We start from the raw sequence: 20069 nt of genomic DNA on the forward strand, positions 1-20069 counted from the left end.
GGCCTTTAGCATGGTGAAGAACAGTCCTATACCTGGTCAGTCTTTGACATTCAGACCCCAGCGCAGGTATTCGATCAATAATTCGGTTTGTTCTTTTAACTTTATGCTTTCTGAATCGAGGATGGCGTGGTCCACGGCGAGGCCGTCGATATAGGAAATGATGTACCTGGCGATGACCTCCGGAGCGAACCGGGGGGCAAATTCGCCTGCCTCTATCCCTTTTTCAATGATTTTCGTGGTCGCTGTATACGCATGGTGGTACCTTTCTCTCGCATGCTCCTGCCTTCTCTTTTCATTTCTTCCTGTAATGAAGTATTCAAGCTTGGAGGGTGCGAGCGGGTCCATTCTATCGCTCGGTTCCTTTGATTCTCCCAGAAAGGTCATCAACAGTGCATCCCAGCAAGATCCCTGATCCTCGATCATCATCTGCAGCGACTCATCAAGGCTTTCCTGCTGCTGTTCCCCGATCAGGGCTTCAAAGAGATCTTCCTTATTATCGAAGTACTGATAGAGACCACCCCTGCTCACCCCGGCTTTATCCATCACGTGTTTCATCGTCGTATTTTCATATCCATGTTCAATGAAAACTTCCTCTGCAGCCTGCAATAATTGATTACGTCGCTGCTCCTTGTGTTCCCGGCTTACTTTCGGTGACATGATTCTCCTCCTCTGCTACTTTCTTTCGAATCGCAATCGATACAGCGAACAATACAATCAACAGCGATCCCGTTACGATAAAGGAAGGGATGATGCCGATGACTGTCGCAAGTGCACCCCCCGCCAATGGACCGATGATCGTGGCTGTCGTCGTGGTGCTGTTGATGACTCCGAACACCCGCCCCGTCATGTTCACAGGGGTTTTTTCCTGGACTGCAGCCTGGAATGGAATGAACACGAGGGCAGCCGTACCTCCTGCGAACAATCCCAGCGCCGGCATCCAAACCAATGAAAGACCTGCATCATAGTAAGTCAGGATTCCCATCACCCCAAATCCAAGACCGATTCCGAGCACTCCGATGCACATATAGATAAATGCGTTATAATCCGTCTTTTTCGACAGGAATATCCCGGTGATCAGCATCCCGATGCCAGATCCCGTCACGGTATAACCGAATAAATCCGGGGACGCGTCCGTCAGCTGTCGAAGCAGCACGATGATTTGGGAGTCGGATAATTGAAGGATCAGCAGACTGATACCCATCAGGAACAATCCATACATCAGAAAAGTACTCTTTTTCAGGAACTGAAATCCTACTTTCAATTCCTCCTTAAATGCAGTGCCTTTTTCTTTCTTCTCCTTTTCATCGGCAGTCTCAACTGCCCTCACCGCCTTCGGCAAGGTGAAGATCAGCAGGGCTGAAATGAAAAAGGTGGCCGAGTCGATATAAAAAACATTGTACGTCCCCACAGCGGTGACGAGGATTCCGCTGACCAGCGGACCGATGACCTTCGTGCTTGAATCAATCATCGAGGTCAGGGACATCGCCCCCTTGATCGCATCATCGGGAACCAACTCCTTCAATTTACCATTCTTCGCCGGAACAAAGACTGAAGAGAAGATCCCGATGAGAAAAAGGCAAACGTACACCATCCATACATTTGAAGCAAGCGTCAACAGAAGAATGAGTCCCCCTCGGATCACATCGGATACAATCATCAGAGTCTTCCGTTCCATCCTGTCAGCAACCGTCCCGGATACCGGGCCCAACAGAGCCATCGGCAATGCCAGACTGAGGATGATGAACGACATCTGCATCGGTGTCGCTTCCCATTTTAAACCGACCAGCGTAATGATGGCCACAATACTCAGCCAATCCCCCAGACTTGAAATGGCCTGAGCCGTCATCAACGTAATGAAATGTTTATTCTTTCCCAATGATGTTGACTCCATTTATCACTACCCCCTTTTCACAAAATAGACAACCATGTCGTTTTTCTTTCTTTAATTATATCGACACGAATGTCTCTTTTCAATCCTTTTTTTAAAAAATCTAAAAATTAGGCTTATCCTATCTGCTAATTCCCTGTATTGGCTTTGGCAATAGTCTTTCTATATGTATGTGAGCCGCTTTTGATCAAGTTAGGAAAAGTTCTTTTTTAAGTAAAACACCCTATTCCATAAAAAATTTTCAAAAATAGGTTCTAAAAGACACGAATGTCGTTTATAATAACGACACAGGTGTCACTTTTATTATTGCAACTGCATATGATTTAAAAAAGCACAAACCAAAGAAGTTCAGAAAGGAGATTGAATATGATTGTCGTCTTGTTCACTTACTTTTTCCATATTGATTGTGAAACGAAAAAGCTTCATGACCGGAATCTGGACCGCCGTGCAGAATTAAGAAACCGTTTGTTTTAAAATCTAAAATCGAAATGGAGGAATTCTTATGTTAACCATGATCAAATTATTTTTCTTCAACACACCGAATCCGGAATTCAAACGAATCCAGGAAGAAATCCTGGACCGCCGTGCAAGCTTTCGGAATCAATTGATCTAAAATCACGTGAAGAATAAAAGGAGACAGATATGAAGAAGTTCGCTTATCTATCCACTTAGCTGCCCGATGTCTTTATAAATTTCACAAGATGCCGGGCCCCCGTGTTTTTACTCACACGAATCCCTGAGAACTCCACAAAAAAACTCCGGGTCCATACTGGACACCGAAGCTTTGCTCATCAATCTTCACTTATTTTAATGACAATCTTCCCTTTTGCATGATGGGTTTCACTCAAGGCATGTGCGTCCTTCAATCCTTGTTCACTAAAAGTGAAGGTTTCGCCTATGACCGGTTTCAGCTCACCTTTTTCGTAGAGATCCGCAAGCTGTTTCAACTGCTCGCCTTTTGGCTCAAGCCACAGGAAGCCGGCTTCGACGCCGTACTCCTTTGCTTCATCCTCTTTTGGAGGCTCGGCAATGGAAACGAGCTTCCCGCCTTTCTTCAATACTTTATAGCTGTTTGACTGGACTTCTCCACCCATTGTATCAAGGACGATGTCGAAATCCTCGAGGACCTCGCTGAAGTCTTCCTCTTTGTAATTGATGAACTGGTCTGCCCCCAGCGACTTCACAAACTCTTCATTCTTTCCGCTTGCCGTCGAGGCGACATGTGCCCCGAAGCTTTTGGCGATCTGGATGGCAAAATTCCCGACTCCCCCTGAGCCTGCATGGATCAGGACCTTATCCCCTTCTTTGATATCTGAAAAGTCAACAAGGCACTGCCAGGCCGTCAATCCTGCGAGCGGGATGGCCGCCGCTTCCTCAAAACTCATCGACTCAGGCATCGGGGCGAGCAGATGATCGTCTACGACGACATACTCAGCATATGTACCGCGGTTCGTCGTATCAGGCCGTGCAAATACCCTGTCGCCGATTTCGAAGCCTTCTACATTCTTCCCTTTCCTTGCCACGACGCCGGCTGCATCCCAGCCCAGGATGATCGGGAAATCAAAGGGAAGCATGTCCTTCAAATACCCTGCTCTCACCTTCCAGTCAATCGGGTTGATCGATGTTGCGCGGTTGGACAACAGAATTTGATTGTCCCCGATTTCAGGCTGTTCCACTTCCCTTTCATTCAGTACATCCTTATCTCCATATTGATCGATTACAATGGCTCTCATCCATTTTCCCTCCCATTATTCATTCCGAAAACCCCTCTTGGAGGCCCGGATCATCACATAGAGATATCTTTCCCTCAACCATTTGTTTTCTAAACACCGGAACGCTTTTAAAAAAAGACCGTCCCTCGCATGGCTGCCGGTTAAACACATGGAGGGACGGGCCTGGGCCGCTTATTTTGTGGTGATGTATTCTTTCAGCACTTCCAGGACATACGCCTGATTGGCTTCTGCTGTATCGGGATTGTACTGTCCGCCGTTCACTTTGTTATTCGACAACACGCGGATTCCGAGAAATGGAACATCGTATGCGGCCGCGATCTGCGCACCGGCTGCTCCTTCCATTTCCTCCACAGAGGTGCCATACTTTTCATGGAACCAGTTGATGCGGTCCACTTCATTATTCCATACGTCTGCGGAACCGATCGTCCCCTCGACGACTTTCCCCTTCTCGTATTTTCCTTTCACGGCTTTAGCCGCTGCAAGCAGGCCTTCATCGCCTTCGAAATAGCGGATATTCTCTGCATCAGGATCTTCACCGGCACTCCCTTCGGAGGCCATCAGGTCCATCGGGATCCATTCCTTCGGTTCGATCCCTTCCCCTTCATCCAAAGCACCTGTTTTCAGCGATCCCAGATTGACCGTTCTTTCCCCGAGCACAATATCAAAAACGTTCAGCTCAGGATCGTGACCTCCTGATGTTCCCTGATTGATGATGGCAGCAGGGTCATATTTTTCAATTGCCACTGCCGTCGCTGCCGCGGTATTTTCCATACCCTTTCCTGTCTTCGCAACGATGACCGGGTACCCTTCCAGCTTCCCTTTATAAAAAACGAATGATCCGGATTTTTCCTCTTTTACATCTTCCAGATGTCCTGCCAGCTTTTCAGCTTCGATCGGCATCGGGCCCTGGACGATGATCGGCTGCTGTTCACTAGCTTCCGCAGCCCCCTGTTTTTCCTTTGAAGTATTGCACCCTGCCAGTCCCGTCACTGCCAATGCGGCAAGGATGACCAGGGAAATGAATTTTTTTAACATGCTGTTCCCTCCTGTTGAATGCTGTCCCATATAAAAACAATAAAAGGTCCGGAAAAAGAGAATGCTCTCTGCCTTCCGGACCGTTAAGTCAAAGTATGGGTAACCAGGGGATGCAAGATATGCCTATACCCTCTTCCTGTTCAGATTCACACTGAAAAACCGAACAATACTTCAACCCGTAGTCCGGTTCTTCCGATGGGAACCAGGTAGAGACTCTCAGACCATATTACTTAGTTTATACGAGTGTGCTATGTAGTTTGATTACGAAGTAAGTCTAACAGACGGGGAAATCAAATTCAACCTTAAATACGAAAATAAAACAATATTATTTTTATATCGTTCGTGTTTTTGTCAAGAAAGCCCGTCCCTCTTCCCAGAAAATGAGGTGCGGGCCGCAAGACTTTCATTCATTAGTTCGTTCACGCACTTTCCACCCGGTTTCTGCCTCTGTTCTTTGCCAGGTAAACGGCCCGGTCCGCAGCCTCAAGCAATTCTTTCGGCTCAACGCCGGGCGTGGCGGCGATTCCGACAGACAAGGTAATGGCTATGCTGACACCGTTGTGACGAAACGGATGACCCTCTACGGCTTCCCTTACCCGTTCCATGATCATCCTTGCATCCTCCCTGCTGCAATCCGGCAGAAGGACGACGAATTCTTCCCCTCCGTACCTCGCCACAATATCGACATTCCGAAGGCTGCCTGCAATAAGTGCGCTGACATGCTGCAGCACCCTGTCCCCGGTGGCATGGCCGTATTGATCATTCACTTTTTTGAAATGATCGATATCGATGAAACCGAGGGATAAAGGGGAAATCTCCTCGTCATCGCTGTATTTTTTAAAATAGCGCAGGAAAGTCCTCCGGTTATACAATTTCGTCAATGGATCCCTGCCGGCTTTGTCCATCAGGTCCAATTTGTTTACATGTTCATCAATCATATCCTTCACAATCCAAACAAGCAGCAGGCTCAACAGGATGTTTGCAGGGAAAACGGTCGGCATGATCATACGCAGGACATCGTTTATCGGAATCACTCCCAGCAGGGCGATGATGAGTGTGTTCAGCACGTTTAATGTCAGTACCACCGTCCACATCTTCCTCCGGTACGTCCATGACCTGGTCAGATGGGAAATCAACACGCCGACAAGGGCCAGGAAGAGCATATTGATGAATCCCACCGCGGCAGCCAGACTGAATCCGAACGTGAATCTCATCAATCCTGTCCCGATTCCCACCCATACAATATAACGGCGCTTTGTCGCGTACAGGGAAGCAATGATAAGCGGGACGAAACGAAGGTCAAAGATCACCGATTCGGTCAGATGAATGCCGAAATACATGGAGACCCATCCGGTCAGTGCCGCAATCACAACGAGGGTGATTTCCTTCAGGTCCCCGTCTGCGTTCATGAGGAAATGCTTGTACAATAAAGAGGTCAGATAAATGAATGAAATCATGAGACCGAGATTAATGATGTATTCCTCGATATTAATCATTGCCTCTCCCTCTTTTCCCCTAGAATAATCACTTTCTAATCTATACCCATTCTGACGAAAAAGTAATACTATTTTACTAGTTAAATATAACTATCTATAAAATTGTAATACAAATAGAAAAGCACATTCAAAACTGAATGTGCTTTAATGTGGTCGATCACTTTATCTTTTTAAATCTTCATCTCCCAGCGTTCCTTCTGCGTTTCCTTGAGCTGTTTCTCCGTTTCTTCAGGATAGACGGTCCGGAATTTATGGGTTTCTGCTAGAATGATTTCAATCATCTTCTGAATCATATCCTCTGGATCGAACTGATCCTTTAACCCTTCCTGCTGCTTTTCGATGTCTTCTCTGCGGGTAAAATTCTTCTCATCATCGAACCATTTCCAAATTTCCTCTCCGCTTCGTTTATTGAACCCGGTCTCAAAGGCTCCTGGATTGATGGTAGCGACTTTCACCCCGAATCCTTCAAGTTCTGACTTCATCGTTTGGGCGATCCCTTCGACTGCATGCTTTGTTGCTGTATACGGACCGACATACGGCGTCGCTGATATCCCCGCCATCGAGCTCATGAAGATGATTTTCCCGCTTCCCTTCTCCACGAGTTTCTTCGCCGCAATCTGGGCGGTTTCCAGCGTCGCAAATACATTCACTTCAAAAAGAGCGCGGAACCGGTCCATCGGCACTTCCGCCAGCGGTCCGCCTTCATTGATCGCCGCATTCGCCACGAACACATCGAAATCATATTTTGCGATTTGTTCCTGATCGCGCGGATTGGTGATGTCGAGTTTAAAAATGAACATGTTCAGCCCTTTATCTTTCGCTTCCCGCATGAGATCCGTCTTCTGGGAAGTGAGTTCCGTCGTCGCAATCACGCGGTGTCCTTCCTGTGCCAAACCGAGCGCTGCGCCTCTTCCAAGTCCGCTTCCCGCGCCCGTTATAAAAATCGTCTTAGCCATTTCATATTCCTCCTGTTAAGTTGCTTCTAGTCTATTTCTTCCCTTAACTTGAAATATGAAACATAAATGTAAGGCCCGTCCCTCGACGCATTAACGCGTAAAAGGGCGGGCCTTTATCTTTATCATGTACCGCAGAACGTACGGTATGGACGTTCCGAAGGAGGAGCCGGTGCACAGTACTCTTCCTGCTCCGGAGAATGTTCATATGGATGGGAAAGGACTCTAAGCAGTCTTTCCAACACACTTAGATCTCCTCTTTCAACCGCGGCCTCCAGCGCTTCCTCCACACGGTGATTCCGCGGGATGACTGCGGGATTGCTGTTCTTCATCAGGCGGCGTGCATCTTCTTCCGATTCCGGCTGACGGCCGGTCCGTTCCTGCCAGCGTTTTTTCCACTGAACGAAGGCCTCTAAAGAAAATAAAGCAGAATCCCCTTCCCGGCCGAATGTGAGGGCACGGAATGTATTCGTATAGTCGGCTTTCTGCTCATGCATCATCCCGAGGAGTTCCTCGATCAGGACCTTGTCCCCGTCCTCTTCTCCAAAGAGGCCGAGTTTTGCCCTCATTCCTTTCAGCCAGTGGGCATGATAGAGTGTCGGAAATTCGGAAATCGCATCCTGGGCGATCCCGACGGCCTGCTCGCTATCATCATGCAGGAGCGGCAGCAGGGTTTCGGCAAAACGGGCAAGGTTCCAGCCTGTCATCGGCGGCTGATTCCCGTATGCATAACGTCCCTGCCTGTCGATCGAACTGAAGACCGTCGCCGGGTCGAAGGTATCCATAAAGGCGCATGGCCCGTAATCGATCGTTTCCCCTGAGATCGTCATGTTATCGGTATTCATCACACCGTGGATGAAGCCCGCAAGCTGCCATTTGGCCACCAGTTCAGCCTGGCGCCCGATCACTCCATTCAATAATTGGAGGTACGGATTTTCCGCGCCGGCTGCTTCCGGATAATGACGTTCGATTGCATAATCCGCCAATGCCCGGACATCATCTTCAGAACCGAACTTCGAGGCATATTGGAATGTTCCGACCCGCAAATGACTAGACGCCACGCGTGTGAGGATGGCTCCGGTCTGTTCGGTTTCCCGGATGATGGCTTCCCCGGTCGTGACGACCGCAAGACTCCTGGTCGTCGGGATCCCGAGGGCATGCATCGCTTCACTGATGATATACTCGCGAAGCATAGGCCCGAGTCCCGCGCGGCCGTCTCCTCCCCTGGAATAAGCCGTCCTCCCCGCCCCCTTCAGTTGGATGTCGAAGCGTTCACCCGCAGGCGTCAGCTGTTCACCCAACAGGACGGCACGGCCGTCCCCGAGCATGGTGAAATGCCCGAACTGATGCCCCGCATACGCCTGCGCCAACGGCTCAGCGCCCTCCGGCGGCTCATTGCCCGCAAACACTTCCACCCCCGATTCACTCTGCAGGATATCCGTATCCAGCCCGAGTGACTCAGCGAGCGAACCGTTCAGGATGACAAGGTGCGGCGAAGCAACGGGTGTAGGCATCTGTTTTCTATAAAAAGTCTGCGGAAGAGATGTGTAGCTGTCGTCAAAATTCCAGCCTGCTTCCGTTGTTTTCTTTTCCTTCATGTTATATCCCCTTCTTTCCGAATGATCTTTCACATGGCCATCTCGTATCGGGTTTCTATCACCATACTAACATACGTACACTTCCCCTATAGCCTTCTCTGCCTAAGGAAGGTTATACTTATTCCTTCTTTGTCTGAAATGATTTACTATAAATATAACTATCAAATGCTGGAGGTCACACCATGAACGTAATCGAAACAGAACGTCTCATTCTTCGGAGAGTCGAAGAATGCGATGCAGCATTCATTTTTACACTGCTAAACGAACCTGGATGGATCGAATATATCGGTGATAAGGGGATCCGGACAACCGAAGACGCGGTACACTATATACAAAACGGACCGCAGGCGATGTATGAACGGGAAGGATTCGGCCTGTTCCTGGTTGAATTGAAGGAGAATCATAGTCCCATCGGGCTGTGCGGGCTCATCAAGAGGGAAGGCCTTGAAGACGTGGACATCGGTTTTGCCTTTCTCGAAGATCATCAGTCCCGGGGATATGCGCTGGAGGCAGCGAAGGGAACTGCTGCCTATGCAAAAGAAATCGGCCTGAAACGTCTGGCTGCGATCACCACGAAGGACAACCTCCCTTCTTCAAGGCTGCTCGAAAAGCTGGGAATGCAGCTTGACGGATACGTGACCCTGCCCGATGACACCGAGGAATTAAAGAAATATACGATGACATTATAAAAGGCTGTTTTCTAAAAGATTGTTGCTTTTCGTAAATTATCTAGTAGCCTGAATGCTTCTTCTGGACGTGCTCTTTTCGAATTCAAGTTTAAACAACAGGTAGAAGTACATCAGAAAATACCCAAGTTCCGGTATTTTCTTGTATGTAAAGCAACAAAGCATGCGAAAAGAGCTTTATAAAAAAAGCCCTTCCTCCACTGATTGAACAGTGATGGAAGGGCTTTTCATTATTTAGCCTGAAGTCTGTTGATGCGGTCATCAAGGTCCGGGTGAGTCGAGAAAATGGCTGATTTTCTGCGGCCGTTGATTTTCAACGTGGAGATGGCTGTATCATCCTCGCCTCTCATCCGGGCTGAATAGTCTTTCAGCATGCGCAGGGCATGGACCATTTTATCCTTCCCGGCAAGATCCGCCCCGCCGCGGTCTGCATGGAACTCCCTGTGACGGGAGTACGCGAATACCACCAAACTTCCAAGGATCGAGAAGACGATCTGGAAAAGGATGACGGCAATGAAATGGACGATCGGTGCCATTTCTTCTTTTACAAAACGGGACGCAATCCATGCTGCAATCCTTGAAAGGAACACAACGAATGTATTGACAACACCCTGCAGAAGCGTCATGGTCACCATATCGCCGTTCGCCACGTGGGCAACCTCATGGGCGATGACACCTTCCACGGCATCGTCGTCCATCTCGCGGAGAAGTCCTGTTGAAACTGCCACGAGGGAACGTTTCTTAGACGGCCCCGTTGCGAAGGCATTCACTTCAGGCGAGTCATAGATTCCAACCTCAGGCATATGCATAAGTCCTGCAGCTCTTGATAGACGGTGGACTTTCTCGACAATCCCCTGTTCTGCTGAGGACAGAGGTCCGTTCGGATCAAGCACACGGACATTCATCATTCTCTTTGACATCCAGCGGGACATCGCAAGAGAAATAAAAGATCCGGAGAAACCGATTATGGCACTGAAGATCAAGAGTGCCCCGAAATCTATTCCACCCGTTTCCTTAATATAATTTCCGGCTCCAGTCACCGAAAAAATGATGGAGATGGTGAGTAGAACCAAAATATTGGTTAATAGAAAATAAAAAATTCGTTTACCCATCTTCAATCTTCACTCCTGTTTTTTTAAGTTCATATGAACTTATATTTGAACTTATTATATAGCTTTTATTGATAAAATTCAATCAATTTTTACTTGGGGTGCAATTGACGGGGCTTTTGGGAAGACGTACTATAAGAAGGAGATTTAAGATAAGGGGGGTTGACTGTGGAACACTATACATTATCACGCAAGAATATGGCTGACCTGCTGCACTCACTCAATGGCCAGCACGATAAAACCCCTGTCATGATACTGAAAGAAGCCTGGCTGCTAACGAACAAAGAAGAGATGAGCAGTTTAATCACTTCCGGGATCCCTCCCATTTTCGAGAAAGTCCTGAAACATACAAAAAATGAAATCGGGTTTTCCATCAATGAAATCGTATCCCTTGGGAATCAGATTGAATATACCCAGCTCTCCCCAAGCGCCGTCCAGAATTGGGTGAAGCGGGATATCAAGGAACTGGTGGGAAGACCCCAGATCGGCAAGAAATATAACGTCGATCAGGCCACCATGCTCTTGATCGTCGAGGACTTGAAGTCATCGCTTGACTTCGATTCCATCCGCAAGATACTGACTCTTATTTTTAATAATCCAGAAGACCGGTCAGATGATGTCATCCATCCCATCGACCTCTATTCTGCCTATGCGGCCGTCTTTGAAAAACTCCATCACCACCCGCTTCCAACGGTTGACGGCTCATGTTCCATGAACGAATGGATCGAGCAATTCGTACATACTGAATGCCGAAATATTTTGCCTGCATTCAACCAATTGAAAGAAGAGCAAATGGACGCGGTATTGAATGTCCTCATCCTGTCTTCCTTAAGCGTGCAGGCAGCCTATTACCAATCAGCCGCCAAACATTATGGTTATGCGGCGTTGTTTATGCAGGAAAAATAGAAAAGACCCGCCGCCTGCTGTATTGATGTGTTGATACAGCAGGCGGCGGGTTTTTCACCTTCATTTACAAAAGGAATTTTCTTCTTCTTTTAATCCCATGTTATATAGTTGGTCTGCCCTTCTACCTTCACGCTAGCGGGTACTTTCAGAAGGATGAAATCCTGGCCGAATCCCATAGCGTGATGATCAGTAAATAGCCCCGTTTTCGAATCAGAAAATTGTTGATAAGGAAACCCTGGCGAAAACATGGTTATATTCACATGGGCCATGCCCGGTTCTCTGACAGTAAGGACTCCTTCTTGTAATTCCAAACCTGCCGGCACTTTTTTTCTCGTCATATCCATACCGTCGATAAAAACATTCCCAGTATAGTGGAGTGCTTCGATGACTCCGTCTTCCGTGTCCTTCACCTGGACAAAAACAAGAACGCCGGCAGACTCATCATCCTCCATGTGCTTAATTTCGAGCTTTGGATCATCATACGGGAATGTCCAGCTTTTTATGCTTGCAAAAAGACCTTCAAGATTGAGGAGCCTGCCGGAATGTGCAGCCTCCATCACGTTCATTTGACCGCGGTCGATCCGTTCTACCTCTTTTGCAGAAACCGGTGTAGACTGTTGAACATTATCGGGTGCAATACTGATTGAAATGATGGAAGCTGCCAGTAAGATCAAAGTGTATCCCCCGACCATCCATCGTGCCTTTTTAGCCCCTGTCATGCGCTTGCGGGTTGTCTTTGCAAGCAACATTGCCACTCCGGCAACCAAAAGGAGTATGATTATCATCGGCATAAACATCCACAACATACTCATTTCCTTACCCCCAATCGACTGGAAACTCCCATGCCGCCAAGCAAAAGAAGTACCGAAACGCCTAGTATTTTCACAAGAAATATGCCAAACGAGGTTTCTGAACCAAAAAATGTACCGGCATTAACCAGAAGCGTCGGATCCCCGCCTATACCGTCGAGAATCAAAGCACCCACAAATATGACCGGCACCACTATAGTGAAGATTTTGTTAAACTGCACCAGCATCCCCACAAAATAACCGGCACTTGCGAAAAGAAAAATATACAGGATGGATGCAGGCACGCCTGTCAACAACCCTGATAACGTCACCGACTCCACTATGATTGAAGAGTGTTCTTTCACCATGAACCTAATGACTTTGAACAGATGACCCGCGAGATACACAGTGATGCCAGCAAAAACACTTGCCGTGAACAGAAACAGAATGCTTGAAAGATGACTGATCCACCGGTTCGTAACAAACACAGCATCTTCAAAGCGGTAAGCCTTAGTCGTAATCAGGACGGACGTAATGAAGGCCCAGATCATCATGAAGACCTGAAGGACATCACTTGTAAGATAGTGGACCTCATAATCAAGGCTTGCCGATGATCCACCGCTCATTCCGGTTCCGTTAAAAGAAAATAAAATGGCAAGCAGTTGTATGACCACCAGCGAAGTGAAGACGCCGAAATAGGATTTCAATTTATATCGATATTGTTTTTTGATGATATCCCATGCCTTAACCTCTGCTAAATACATCATCGATTCCCCCTTTTGAACGACCCGTCAAATAGGTGCATATATCCTCAGCCGTAACCGGACTGATATGGAGTCCAAGCAATCTCGCTTTATCCATTTCTTCCGGCGTCCTCTCATTTTTTATTACCATGAAGGTCAATCCGGGTCCCATATCTCTTTCGTGAAGCGGTTCTGCATCCCCTATCCAATCAAGGACGGCTTCCGTCTTCCCCCTTACGCCGATGGCATATCCCTTCAATTCTTCAATTCCTGTATGGAGGCATGCATTTCCTGATTTGATCAATAAAACTTCCTCCAGCAGATCTTCAATTTCACCAAGGAGATGGCTGGATAAAAGGATGGTGCGCGGATGGGCGATATAGTCTTTGAGCACGGCCCGGTAAAAATCTTTCCTTGTTGCCGCATCCATGCCGCTCGTCGGTTCGTCAAAAATCGTGAGCGGACAACGGGCTGAAAGGCCGATGATCATATTGAACGTGCTTCTCATCCCTTTTGACAAACTCCCGTGGTACTGGTCCGGCTTAAAAGAAAAATAGGAAAAAAGACCTTTCGCAAGTTCACCGTCCCAGTTCGGATAGAAATCCCCCGCCGTTCCAAGCAGTTCTTCCAATGTAAGACCACTGGAAAAACTCATTTCATTATCGATAAAAATGGAATTGGCCGATACCTTCAAATTACTGAATGGGCGTTCCCCGAACACCCAGACCTCCCCTGAATCATGACGCAGATATCCTGCGATGATTTTCAAAAGCGTGGTCTTCCCGGCTCCATTCCTCCCGATCAATCCGGTTATCTTATTCTCCGTTAATGCAAACGACAAATCATCAAGCGCGGCATGATCGCCATACCGCTTTGAAACATTCTTACACTCCACAACATTCATGACCCTTCCCCCTTTTCCTTTCGGCAGACTTCCCTGATCATCGCGACCAGTTCCTCCTCCTCTACCATCAGATGACCGGCCTCTTTCACAAGGTCGGCCACCATCCCGTTAAGCTTCGTATTTTTTCTATTTTCAAGAATGATGCTTCTTGCCTCCGGCGCAACGAACATGCCGAGGCCCCGCTTCTTATAAAGGATCTCTTCATCCGCAAGCAAATTGATCCCCTTCGCAGCCGTCGCCGGATTGATGTTAAACATCTCAGCCAATTGATACTGCGAAAAAACCTTCTGTCCGGTATCTAAGTTCCCGTCAAGAATCTCCGTCTCAATCCACTCCGCGATCTGTACATAAATTGGCTTCATACTATCCGGATTCAACACCAGAATGCCACCACCTTCACAAACTACTATCCACATTAGTACATTACTCATGTAATGCACTATATAGTACCATTATATACAATATTTTCTTTTTGTCACTAAAAAAGACAATTTCATCCAGGAAGGAATGAAATTGTCTTTTGGGTATGGGTTGATGGACTCGATTGGGTTAAGTCTAGTTGATATTTGAGATTGGGAGATGAATGGTGGTGGGGGCGTATCTGTAAACGGGTAGAGGAAGCCTAGCTATGAGGACTTAATTAGAATAATTCTCATAAGATCATAAATTTGAAATTAGGATCGTAAAATTGAAATTAGGATTATAAATTTCTATTTAGGATCATATAATTCTAATTTGGATGGTAAATTTCGTTTTAGGATCATAAACCCTGCCTGGGTCAGTAATCTATTGACCAAAATACAGCTTGAAGGCGATCGAACCGGCTAAAGCTCGGATTTGAGGGTTAATCTCTCCCCAAAACAGACAAATATCAATCATTTTGAGCTAAAAACAAGCCAAAATCCCCTGTTAAAGTCCCCTCCTTAAAATCCACGCTCCTCCTTTTCCCCCTTCAACTTCACAACCAGCGCCATAACCAGCAAAACCAGCCCGATCACACCACCGGCAAACTCCGCTATGTAAAAATCCCCGTCCCTTATCAAACGAATCAAAAATCCGCCGCCGAAGATGACGATCAGGGCCATTCCGAAAAAGGATAATGCTTGTTTCATATTACAACCTCCCCTGCTTATCCTCAGTCATGCCTAAAATCATACCGATCCCCCGGCACATCCAACGTATGTCCATTGATGACGACGGTATCGTCATCCTTCCAGGTGATATCCGCATCCTCCTCCCGGTAGCTCCAATAGATTGTTTTTACCTTGTGGTCATTTTCATTAAAAACCAGTTCACCGCGGACCGCATACGATACGGTCGCTCCGCCGTTTGCCACATAGGCTCTTACAGTGTAGGTGCCATCAGGTGAAGTTTCTTCCGTAAGAAAATCCCCCTCCGGCAGGCGGGCCATATCATAAAACAGCCAATAAACACCATATCCAAAGATTCCGGCAGTGACCAATCCAACGATGAGAAGTATGATGAGTATCTCTTTGAAAACTCTTCTTTTATCGCTTTTGAATACTGCATCTGAATCCATGATTTAACTCCTTACTTCTCACTTGTATCTTGTCAGCCTGCTTCACTATTTTGTTGATAAGATAAAATTTTCTCCCTCAACCCGCCGATGCTTGTAAAAAGGATATAGGTTTCAGTTTTTGTTTGGATGACCACCCTGTCGGTATGTCCATAAGGATTGCCGATCCGGATCGCTGATTTTTCCTTGCCTCCGTATGTATCATCGTTTTCCACACTCACTATGTCTGCCAGAGGAATCTCAATCTTGCTCAATTGCCATCTGATTTGGAGAATTCCTTGATTTTCAGTCACTTTCAGTTCGAATAATTCCATTTATCCCACACCTTTTCAGGTTGATTAGTACATCCAGGAGAAAAGGGGCTCATTCGCCGCCCCCGCCTCCTCCGCCGTCAAACCCGCCGCAGTGGTCGGAATTGTCATTGTCACCGCCAAAATATACCGGATGACTTACTCCGTCTGTATGCTTCCTCTCTGAAGGGTCTGCCATGAGTTTTGCAATGAAGACAATGAAAAACGGTACCAATATGATTAAAAATATTCCAGTCATCTCAATCACCTCTTACAATTATTTACGAATAATAATAGGAAAAGTTTCTATTTTTTGTAAAATAAAAAAGCTCCCAATAAAAGGAGCTTTCAATCCACTTTATTTAAAAATGATCGAAATGATTTCATCCATGCTCATTCCGCTTTCGATCTGGAATGTGCCCGGTCTTAATTCATTCTCGAGGCCGCGGTTTTCGACTTCTTTGTAGAATTTCATCCCGTCATCGATGATTTTTGCCTCTTCCAATGCATTTCCGATGTCAATGCTCGTCATACCCATCGATACGTTCAGGATGGTTCGGTACACGACATCGTCTTCATTTTTCTTTTTTGATTTTTTCTCAGGTTCATCTTCCTTGGCTTCAGCAGAAGCAGCAGCGACCTGCTTGTCCCATGCTTCCTTCGATTGGACGACAAAGCCTTTGGCAGTCAGCTGCTCGATCATTTCGTCTTCTGTGAGTTTTTCTGTTTTTACTGTTTTTTCATCGGATTTCTCGGTGCTTTCCGCTTCTGAAGGGCCGAAGAAATAGACTCCACCGGTTGCTGTTGCGGCAAGCAGGAGGCCCAGGGCAAAACTGCGCAGGGAATTAGATGTCATTGTGCCACCATGCCCCTTTCAGCCTTTCTTGTCATATAAGGCGTAAGCATGCGCTCCACTTCAGTCTTAGGCAGCTTTAATTTAGCTGCGATGCTTTCTGTTGAATACCCCCGTTTATAGAGATCAAGCATGTCGCGAAGCATTTGGCGCTCTTCTGAAGAAGTTTCCATCGCGCCGGATTGCTGGGCGGTGATTTCAGCGTCCAATTGCATATTACGGATCTGCTTTTCAAGTTCATGGACTTCATTCAAAACAGAAATTGAAGCATGTTCCACCTGCTGCTCCAGCTGTGATTTTTGTTGTGTCGTTTTAATCAACGATATAATGAGCAGCACGACGGCTGTACCGAACAAAATGGCGATTATCCATCCCATCATCTGTTCCTCCTTTAAATATGTATGTAACTTTCAACAATTCTAAATTATACCGTGACATCCAGAAAAATTCGATTTAAAAGGACAAAACCCCACGAAAGTCCTGTTTTTATGACAGAATATCGGATGCTCACCTGGACGGAGGAGCTATTCCAACTGAAACAATGAAAACTGTGGCAAAAAGGAATAAGCTTTTCCAATAAAATCAAAACTAGAGAAGAACTTGACCGAATCGAAAGGGAGGGAAACATCATGGCAAAGCCTACTCAAGAACAGCAGCACGAAGCAGCAAAAAAGCTTGCTGAAAAGCAGATGAGCGACAAGGATGAAATCATGTCCGTTCAGACGGATGGAACACAAAAGAAGCAGAAATAATGTCAAACAGGATAGCACCCGTTAAAAGGTAACGGGTTCTGTTTAGAAGTAGATAAAAAGAATTAACACTATATTTAGGGTACTAATTCGCATATGGATTGGTATCCCGTTTTTTTGCTTATATATAAACGTTTTACCGATTTCAACAGATGATTTAGCGAGTGAATTTCCATACAAATCAGCTAGTATCTGATAGCCAGCAGAAAACTGCTATTTAGTATGTTAATTACAAATGTTAAAATTCGAATATAAAAAGGTCAGCGGCTATCACCTCTGACCCAACAGCTTATTCAATAAAAGCCTCCGTTTGTGTAATAACACTAAATTACATACTAATACTTTTGTTTCTTCCTTTCTTAAAAAGATTAACAATCAGGAAACTTACCATTAGTAGCACAACGTAGATTATGGTGTAAAGGCTTGGTGTTATTAGGACAGATAAGGTTTCTGAAAAGGATAAACCCGAAAACACAGCTAATCCTTTTCCAGTTGCATCCCTTTCAATCCCTGCAAATCCGCCGTTTGAAAGATAAAAAAAAGCCAAATTAGAGAGTAAAAACCCTATAAAAATAATGGAAATCGCATTTAACTTCGAAGTCTTAAAGAAAATCCCTAAGACTATACCTAAAAGCAAAAAGAAAACAGGATACCAAAACAGCAATGCTGCAAAAGTGTTCACTGCACCAACCCTTTATTTGAATTTTCAAAATAATTATAACATAATATGGTTAAATATGGATATTTAATTAGACTGCCCGTTATCTGAAAAACCTAATATATTAACATAAAGTTACATAATCCCTTGATTATGGTGTTAGCAGGATTGCGAATAGCAATGAAAAAGGGATGTCAAAAACACCCCTTTTTTTGCTGCTAATTATTTTCTACTTCTGTTCCGAACCCGTTAGTCAAAAGGTGCTTTCCTGTTTCCCACCATTACTTCATTAAATAAACCCGTGCCTCATACGGGCGGAGCTCCACTTCACGGAGGTCCGTGCCCGCTTCAACCCCGTAGTTGCCAATCAGCAGGTCACCTGCACTTTCATATTCTGAAGGAAGTTTAAATACAGGATTTTCAGAAGAGAAATTGAGCATGACAATCATGGTTTGTCCCTCATATTTCCTTGTGTACGCATAAATCCTATCGTGGTCAGGCATGAGCAGCTCATATGAACCGTATACCATGATCGGATATTCTTTACGAAGTGAGATCAGCCTGCGGTAATAATGGAAGACGGAATCGGGGTCTTCCATTGCCTTTTCTGCATTAATCTCCGTGTAGTTCGGATTCACCTTCAGCCAAGGGTCGCCGGTCGTAAATCCTCCGTGCTCCGAATCATCCCATTGCATCGGTGTGCGGGCATTGTCGCGGCCCTTCACGTAGATGGAATTCATCACAAGGTCTTGATCTTCTCCGTTTTCGATGACTTTTTCCCGGTACATATTCAGGGTCTCGATGTCCTGATAATCCTCGATGGAATCGAATCTGACGTTCGTCATGCCGAGTTCTTCACCCTGATAGATATACGGCGTCCCTTTTAACGTATGAAGGAACGTCGCGAGCATTTTCGCTGATTCCACCCGGTATTCCTTGTCGTTTCTGAACCGCGATACCATGCGCGGCTGGTCGTGATTGTTCAGATACAGACTGTTCCAGCCTTCGTGCTCGAGCCCTTTCTGCCATTTGGTGAAGCTGTCGCGAAGTGCGCTCATCTTCATCGGACGGAGATCCCATTTGCCGCCGGGACCGGAGTCAAGGTCCACGTGTTCAAATTGAAAGACCATATTCACTTCACTACGGTCCTCGGCTGTATAAAGCTTCGCTTCCTCCACGTTCACCCCGGGCATTTCACCGACCGTCATGACGTCATAGCCTGACAGCGCCTTTTCATTCATTTCCTGAAGATAGTCATGGATTTTCGGCCCGTTCATGTAGTAGTCTCCGCCCGGCGCGAACTTCCGGCCGTCCGGTAACTCTGCATCCGGCAGCCCGTCCACTTTTGAAATGAAGTTGATGACGTCCATCCGGAACCCGTCGATCCCTTTATCAAGCCAGAATTTCATCATGTCATACACTTCTTCGCGGAGCTTCGGGTTCTCCCAGTTCAAGTCCGGCTGCTTCTGGCTGAACAGGTGCAGGAAGTATTGATCCGTTGACTCATCGTATTTCCATGCCGATCCGCTGAAGCACGACTCCCAGTTGTTCGGCTCGCCGCCTTCTTTGCCGTCCCTCCAAATATAATAGTCACGGTACGGATTATCCTTTGATTTCCTGGATTCCACGAACCACGCATGCTCATCCGAACTGTGGTTGACTACGAGATCCATGATCAGCTTCAATCCGCGCTTGTGCATCTCAGCAAGGAGGCGCTCCCAGTCTGCCATCGTCCCGAATTCATCCATGATCCCCCGGTAATCACTGATATCATAGCCGTTGTCGTCGTTGGGAGATTGATAGACCGGAGACAGCCAGATCACATCGATCCCGAGTTCCTTCAGATAATCAAGCTTCGAGATGATCCCGTTGATATCACCGACCCCGTCGCCATTTGAATCCTTGAAGCTGCGGGGATAAATTTGATAGATGACCGCTTCTTTCCACCATTGCTTAGACATAAAACCGCTCCTTTATATGAAGTAAATCATTATTCTACAATAAAATTAGTATACTATGAAACCGGTTGCATTAACAGTGATAATTCATATGGCCGTCCCTTACCGCAATGAATCGGCACCGCAGCGAGGTACGGGCCTTCAGCGAAACCCGGCAGGATTTCTTTCCTCTTATTCTGCTGCTA

23 protein-coding genes and 1 riboswitch are annotated in these 20069 nt (G+C 46.4%); of the genes, 3 read left to right on the top strand and 20 right to left on the bottom strand.

The features are described from left to right. Nucleotides 1-36: 36 nt before the first annotated feature. The 7 genes from AS034_RS00985 to AS034_RS01015 form a co-directional block, all read right to left on the bottom strand. Entirely contained in the window at nt 37-657 is a 621-nt protein-coding gene (locus AS034_RS00985) for a TetR/AcrR family transcriptional regulator (RefSeq protein ID WP_058297130.1), read from the bottom strand. Then, on the bottom strand, nt 614-1891 hold the full coding sequence (locus tag AS034_RS00990) for an MFS transporter (protein ID WP_058297131.1): 1278 nt from the start codon (nt 1889-1891) through the stop codon (nt 614-616). The genes AS034_RS00985 and AS034_RS00990 overlap by 44 nt, the downstream gene beginning before the upstream one ends. Before the next feature lie 788 nt (nt 1892-2679). Beyond that, nucleotides 2680-3621 carry an NADP-dependent oxidoreductase gene (locus tag AS034_RS00995; protein ID WP_058297132.1) on the bottom strand — a complete coding sequence of 314 codons (942 nt, stop codon included), beginning with the start codon at nt 3619-3621 and terminating at the stop codon, nt 2680-2682. A 171-nt stretch (nt 3622-3792) separates the two neighbouring features. Next, the gene (locus AS034_RS01000) at nt 3793-4656 is read right to left on the bottom strand and encodes a 5'-methylthioadenosine/S-adenosylhomocysteine nucleosidase (protein ID WP_058297133.1); all 864 of its coding nucleotides are present in this window, start codon (nt 4654-4656) and stop codon (nt 3793-3795) included. Between the two features lie 159 nt (nt 4657-4815). Continuing rightward, a riboswitch (purine riboswitch) is annotated at nt 4816-4919 on the bottom strand. Between the two features lie 156 nt (nt 4920-5075). Further along, nucleotides 5076-6152: a GGDEF domain-containing protein gene (locus AS034_RS01005; protein ID WP_058297134.1), complete on the bottom strand. Its 1077-nt coding sequence runs from the start codon at nt 6150-6152 to the stop codon at nt 5076-5078. Between the two features lie 170 nt (nt 6153-6322). Further along, complete coding sequence (locus AS034_RS01010) at nt 6323-7108, bottom strand: SDR family oxidoreductase (protein ID WP_058297135.1); 786 nt, start codon at nt 7106-7108, stop codon at nt 6323-6325. A 122-nt stretch (nt 7109-7230) separates the two neighbouring features. After that, a complete protein-coding gene (locus tag AS034_RS01015; RefSeq protein ID WP_058297136.1) occupies nt 7231-8703 on the bottom strand; it encodes a protein adenylyltransferase SelO in 1473 nt (490 codons plus the stop codon). A gap of 182 nt (nt 8704-8885) precedes the next feature. On the opposite strand from AS034_RS01015, the gene AS034_RS01020 reads away from it, so the two are divergent. Next, nucleotides 8886-9392 (top strand): GNAT family N-acetyltransferase, encoded by a 507-nt coding sequence (locus tag AS034_RS01020; RefSeq protein ID WP_058297137.1) that lies wholly within the window; start codon nt 8886-8888, stop codon nt 9390-9392. Nucleotides 9393-9619: 227 nt separating this feature from the next. Here AS034_RS01020 and htpX read toward each other — a convergent pair whose 3' ends face one another. Beyond that, nucleotides 9620-10501 carry a protease HtpX gene (htpX, locus tag AS034_RS01025; protein WP_058297138.1) on the bottom strand — a complete coding sequence of 294 codons (882 nt, stop codon included), beginning with the start codon at nt 10499-10501 and terminating at the stop codon, nt 9620-9622. 165 nt (nt 10502-10666) lie between these two features. Here htpX and AS034_RS01030 point away from each other — a divergent pair, with 165 nt between their 5' ends. Beyond that, a complete protein-coding gene (locus tag AS034_RS01030; protein ID WP_058297139.1) occupies nt 10667-11404 on the top strand; it encodes a DUF1836 domain-containing protein in 738 nt (245 codons plus the stop codon). Between the two features lie 89 nt (nt 11405-11493). On the opposite strand, the gene AS034_RS01035 is transcribed toward AS034_RS01030, so the two are convergent. The 10 genes from AS034_RS01035 to AS034_RS01080 all read right to left on the bottom strand — a co-directional run bounded on the left by AS034_RS01035 (nt 11494) and on the right by AS034_RS01080 (nt 16899). Further along, the gene (locus AS034_RS01035) at nt 11494-12216 is read right to left on the bottom strand and encodes a hypothetical protein (RefSeq protein ID WP_058297140.1); all 723 of its coding nucleotides are present in this window, start codon (nt 12214-12216) and stop codon (nt 11494-11496) included. Next, on the bottom strand, nt 12213-12959 hold the full coding sequence (locus AS034_RS01040; protein WP_141687643.1) for a hypothetical protein: 747 nt from the start codon (nt 12957-12959) through the stop codon (nt 12213-12215). Before AS034_RS01040 ends, AS034_RS01035 begins: the two co-directional genes overlap by 4 nt. Continuing rightward, nucleotides 12937-13839: an ATP-binding cassette domain-containing protein gene (locus AS034_RS01045; protein ID WP_058297142.1), complete on the bottom strand. Its 903-nt coding sequence runs from the start codon at nt 13837-13839 to the stop codon at nt 12937-12939. Before AS034_RS01045 ends, AS034_RS01040 begins: the two co-directional genes overlap by 23 nt. Further along, nucleotides 13836-14222 carry a GntR family transcriptional regulator gene (locus AS034_RS01050; protein ID WP_058298052.1) on the bottom strand — a complete coding sequence of 129 codons (387 nt, stop codon included), beginning with the start codon at nt 14220-14222 and terminating at the stop codon, nt 13836-13838. Before AS034_RS01050 ends, AS034_RS01045 begins: the two co-directional genes overlap by 4 nt. A 540-nt stretch (nt 14223-14762) precedes the next feature. Continuing rightward, complete coding sequence (locus AS034_RS01055) at nt 14763-14951, bottom strand: hypothetical protein (RefSeq protein ID WP_058297143.1); 189 nt, start codon at nt 14949-14951, stop codon at nt 14763-14765. Nucleotides 14952-14974: 23 nt separating this feature from the next. Continuing rightward, complete coding sequence (locus AS034_RS01060) at nt 14975-15379, bottom strand: DUF5412 domain-containing protein (protein WP_058297144.1); 405 nt, start codon at nt 15377-15379, stop codon at nt 14975-14977. A 32-nt stretch (nt 15380-15411) separates the two neighbouring features. After that, nucleotides 15412-15690 (bottom strand): SunI/YnzG family protein, encoded by a 279-nt coding sequence (locus AS034_RS01065; protein WP_058297145.1) that lies wholly within the window; start codon nt 15688-15690, stop codon nt 15412-15414. A gap of 49 nt (nt 15691-15739) precedes the next feature. Then, complete coding sequence (locus tag AS034_RS01070; protein WP_058297146.1) at nt 15740-15925, bottom strand: hypothetical protein; 186 nt, start codon at nt 15923-15925, stop codon at nt 15740-15742. A gap of 99 nt (nt 15926-16024) precedes the next feature. Continuing rightward, complete coding sequence (locus tag AS034_RS01075) at nt 16025-16522, bottom strand: hypothetical protein (RefSeq protein WP_058297147.1); 498 nt, start codon at nt 16520-16522, stop codon at nt 16025-16027. Then, a complete protein-coding gene (locus AS034_RS01080; RefSeq protein ID WP_244888115.1) occupies nt 16519-16899 on the bottom strand; it encodes a hypothetical protein in 381 nt (126 codons plus the stop codon). The genes AS034_RS01075 and AS034_RS01080 overlap by 4 nt, the downstream gene beginning before the upstream one ends. Before the next feature lie 249 nt (nt 16900-17148). Between AS034_RS01080 and AS034_RS23265 the strand changes: the two genes are divergently transcribed. After that, on the top strand, nt 17149-17271 hold the full coding sequence (locus AS034_RS23265) for a hypothetical protein (RefSeq protein ID WP_269751515.1): 123 nt from the start codon (nt 17149-17151) through the stop codon (nt 17269-17271). A 325-nt stretch (nt 17272-17596) separates the two neighbouring features. Here the strand turns inward: AS034_RS23265 and AS034_RS01085 are convergent, their stop codons facing one another. Continuing rightward, nucleotides 17597-17950, bottom strand: coding sequence for a hypothetical protein (locus AS034_RS01085; protein WP_058297149.1), 354 nt, complete (start codon nt 17948-17950; stop codon nt 17597-17599). Between the two features lie 257 nt (nt 17951-18207). Further along, on the bottom strand, nt 18208-19887 hold the full coding sequence (locus AS034_RS01090; protein ID WP_058297150.1) for a glycoside hydrolase family 13 protein: 1680 nt from the start codon (nt 19885-19887) through the stop codon (nt 18208-18210). Nucleotides 19888-20069 lie beyond the last annotated feature (182 nt).

Origin of the sequence: [Bacillus] enclensis, assembly GCF_001456935.1 — a bacterium.
Taxonomy (GTDB): Bacteria; Bacillota; Bacilli; order Bacillales; family Bacillaceae_B; genus Rossellomorea; species Rossellomorea enclensis.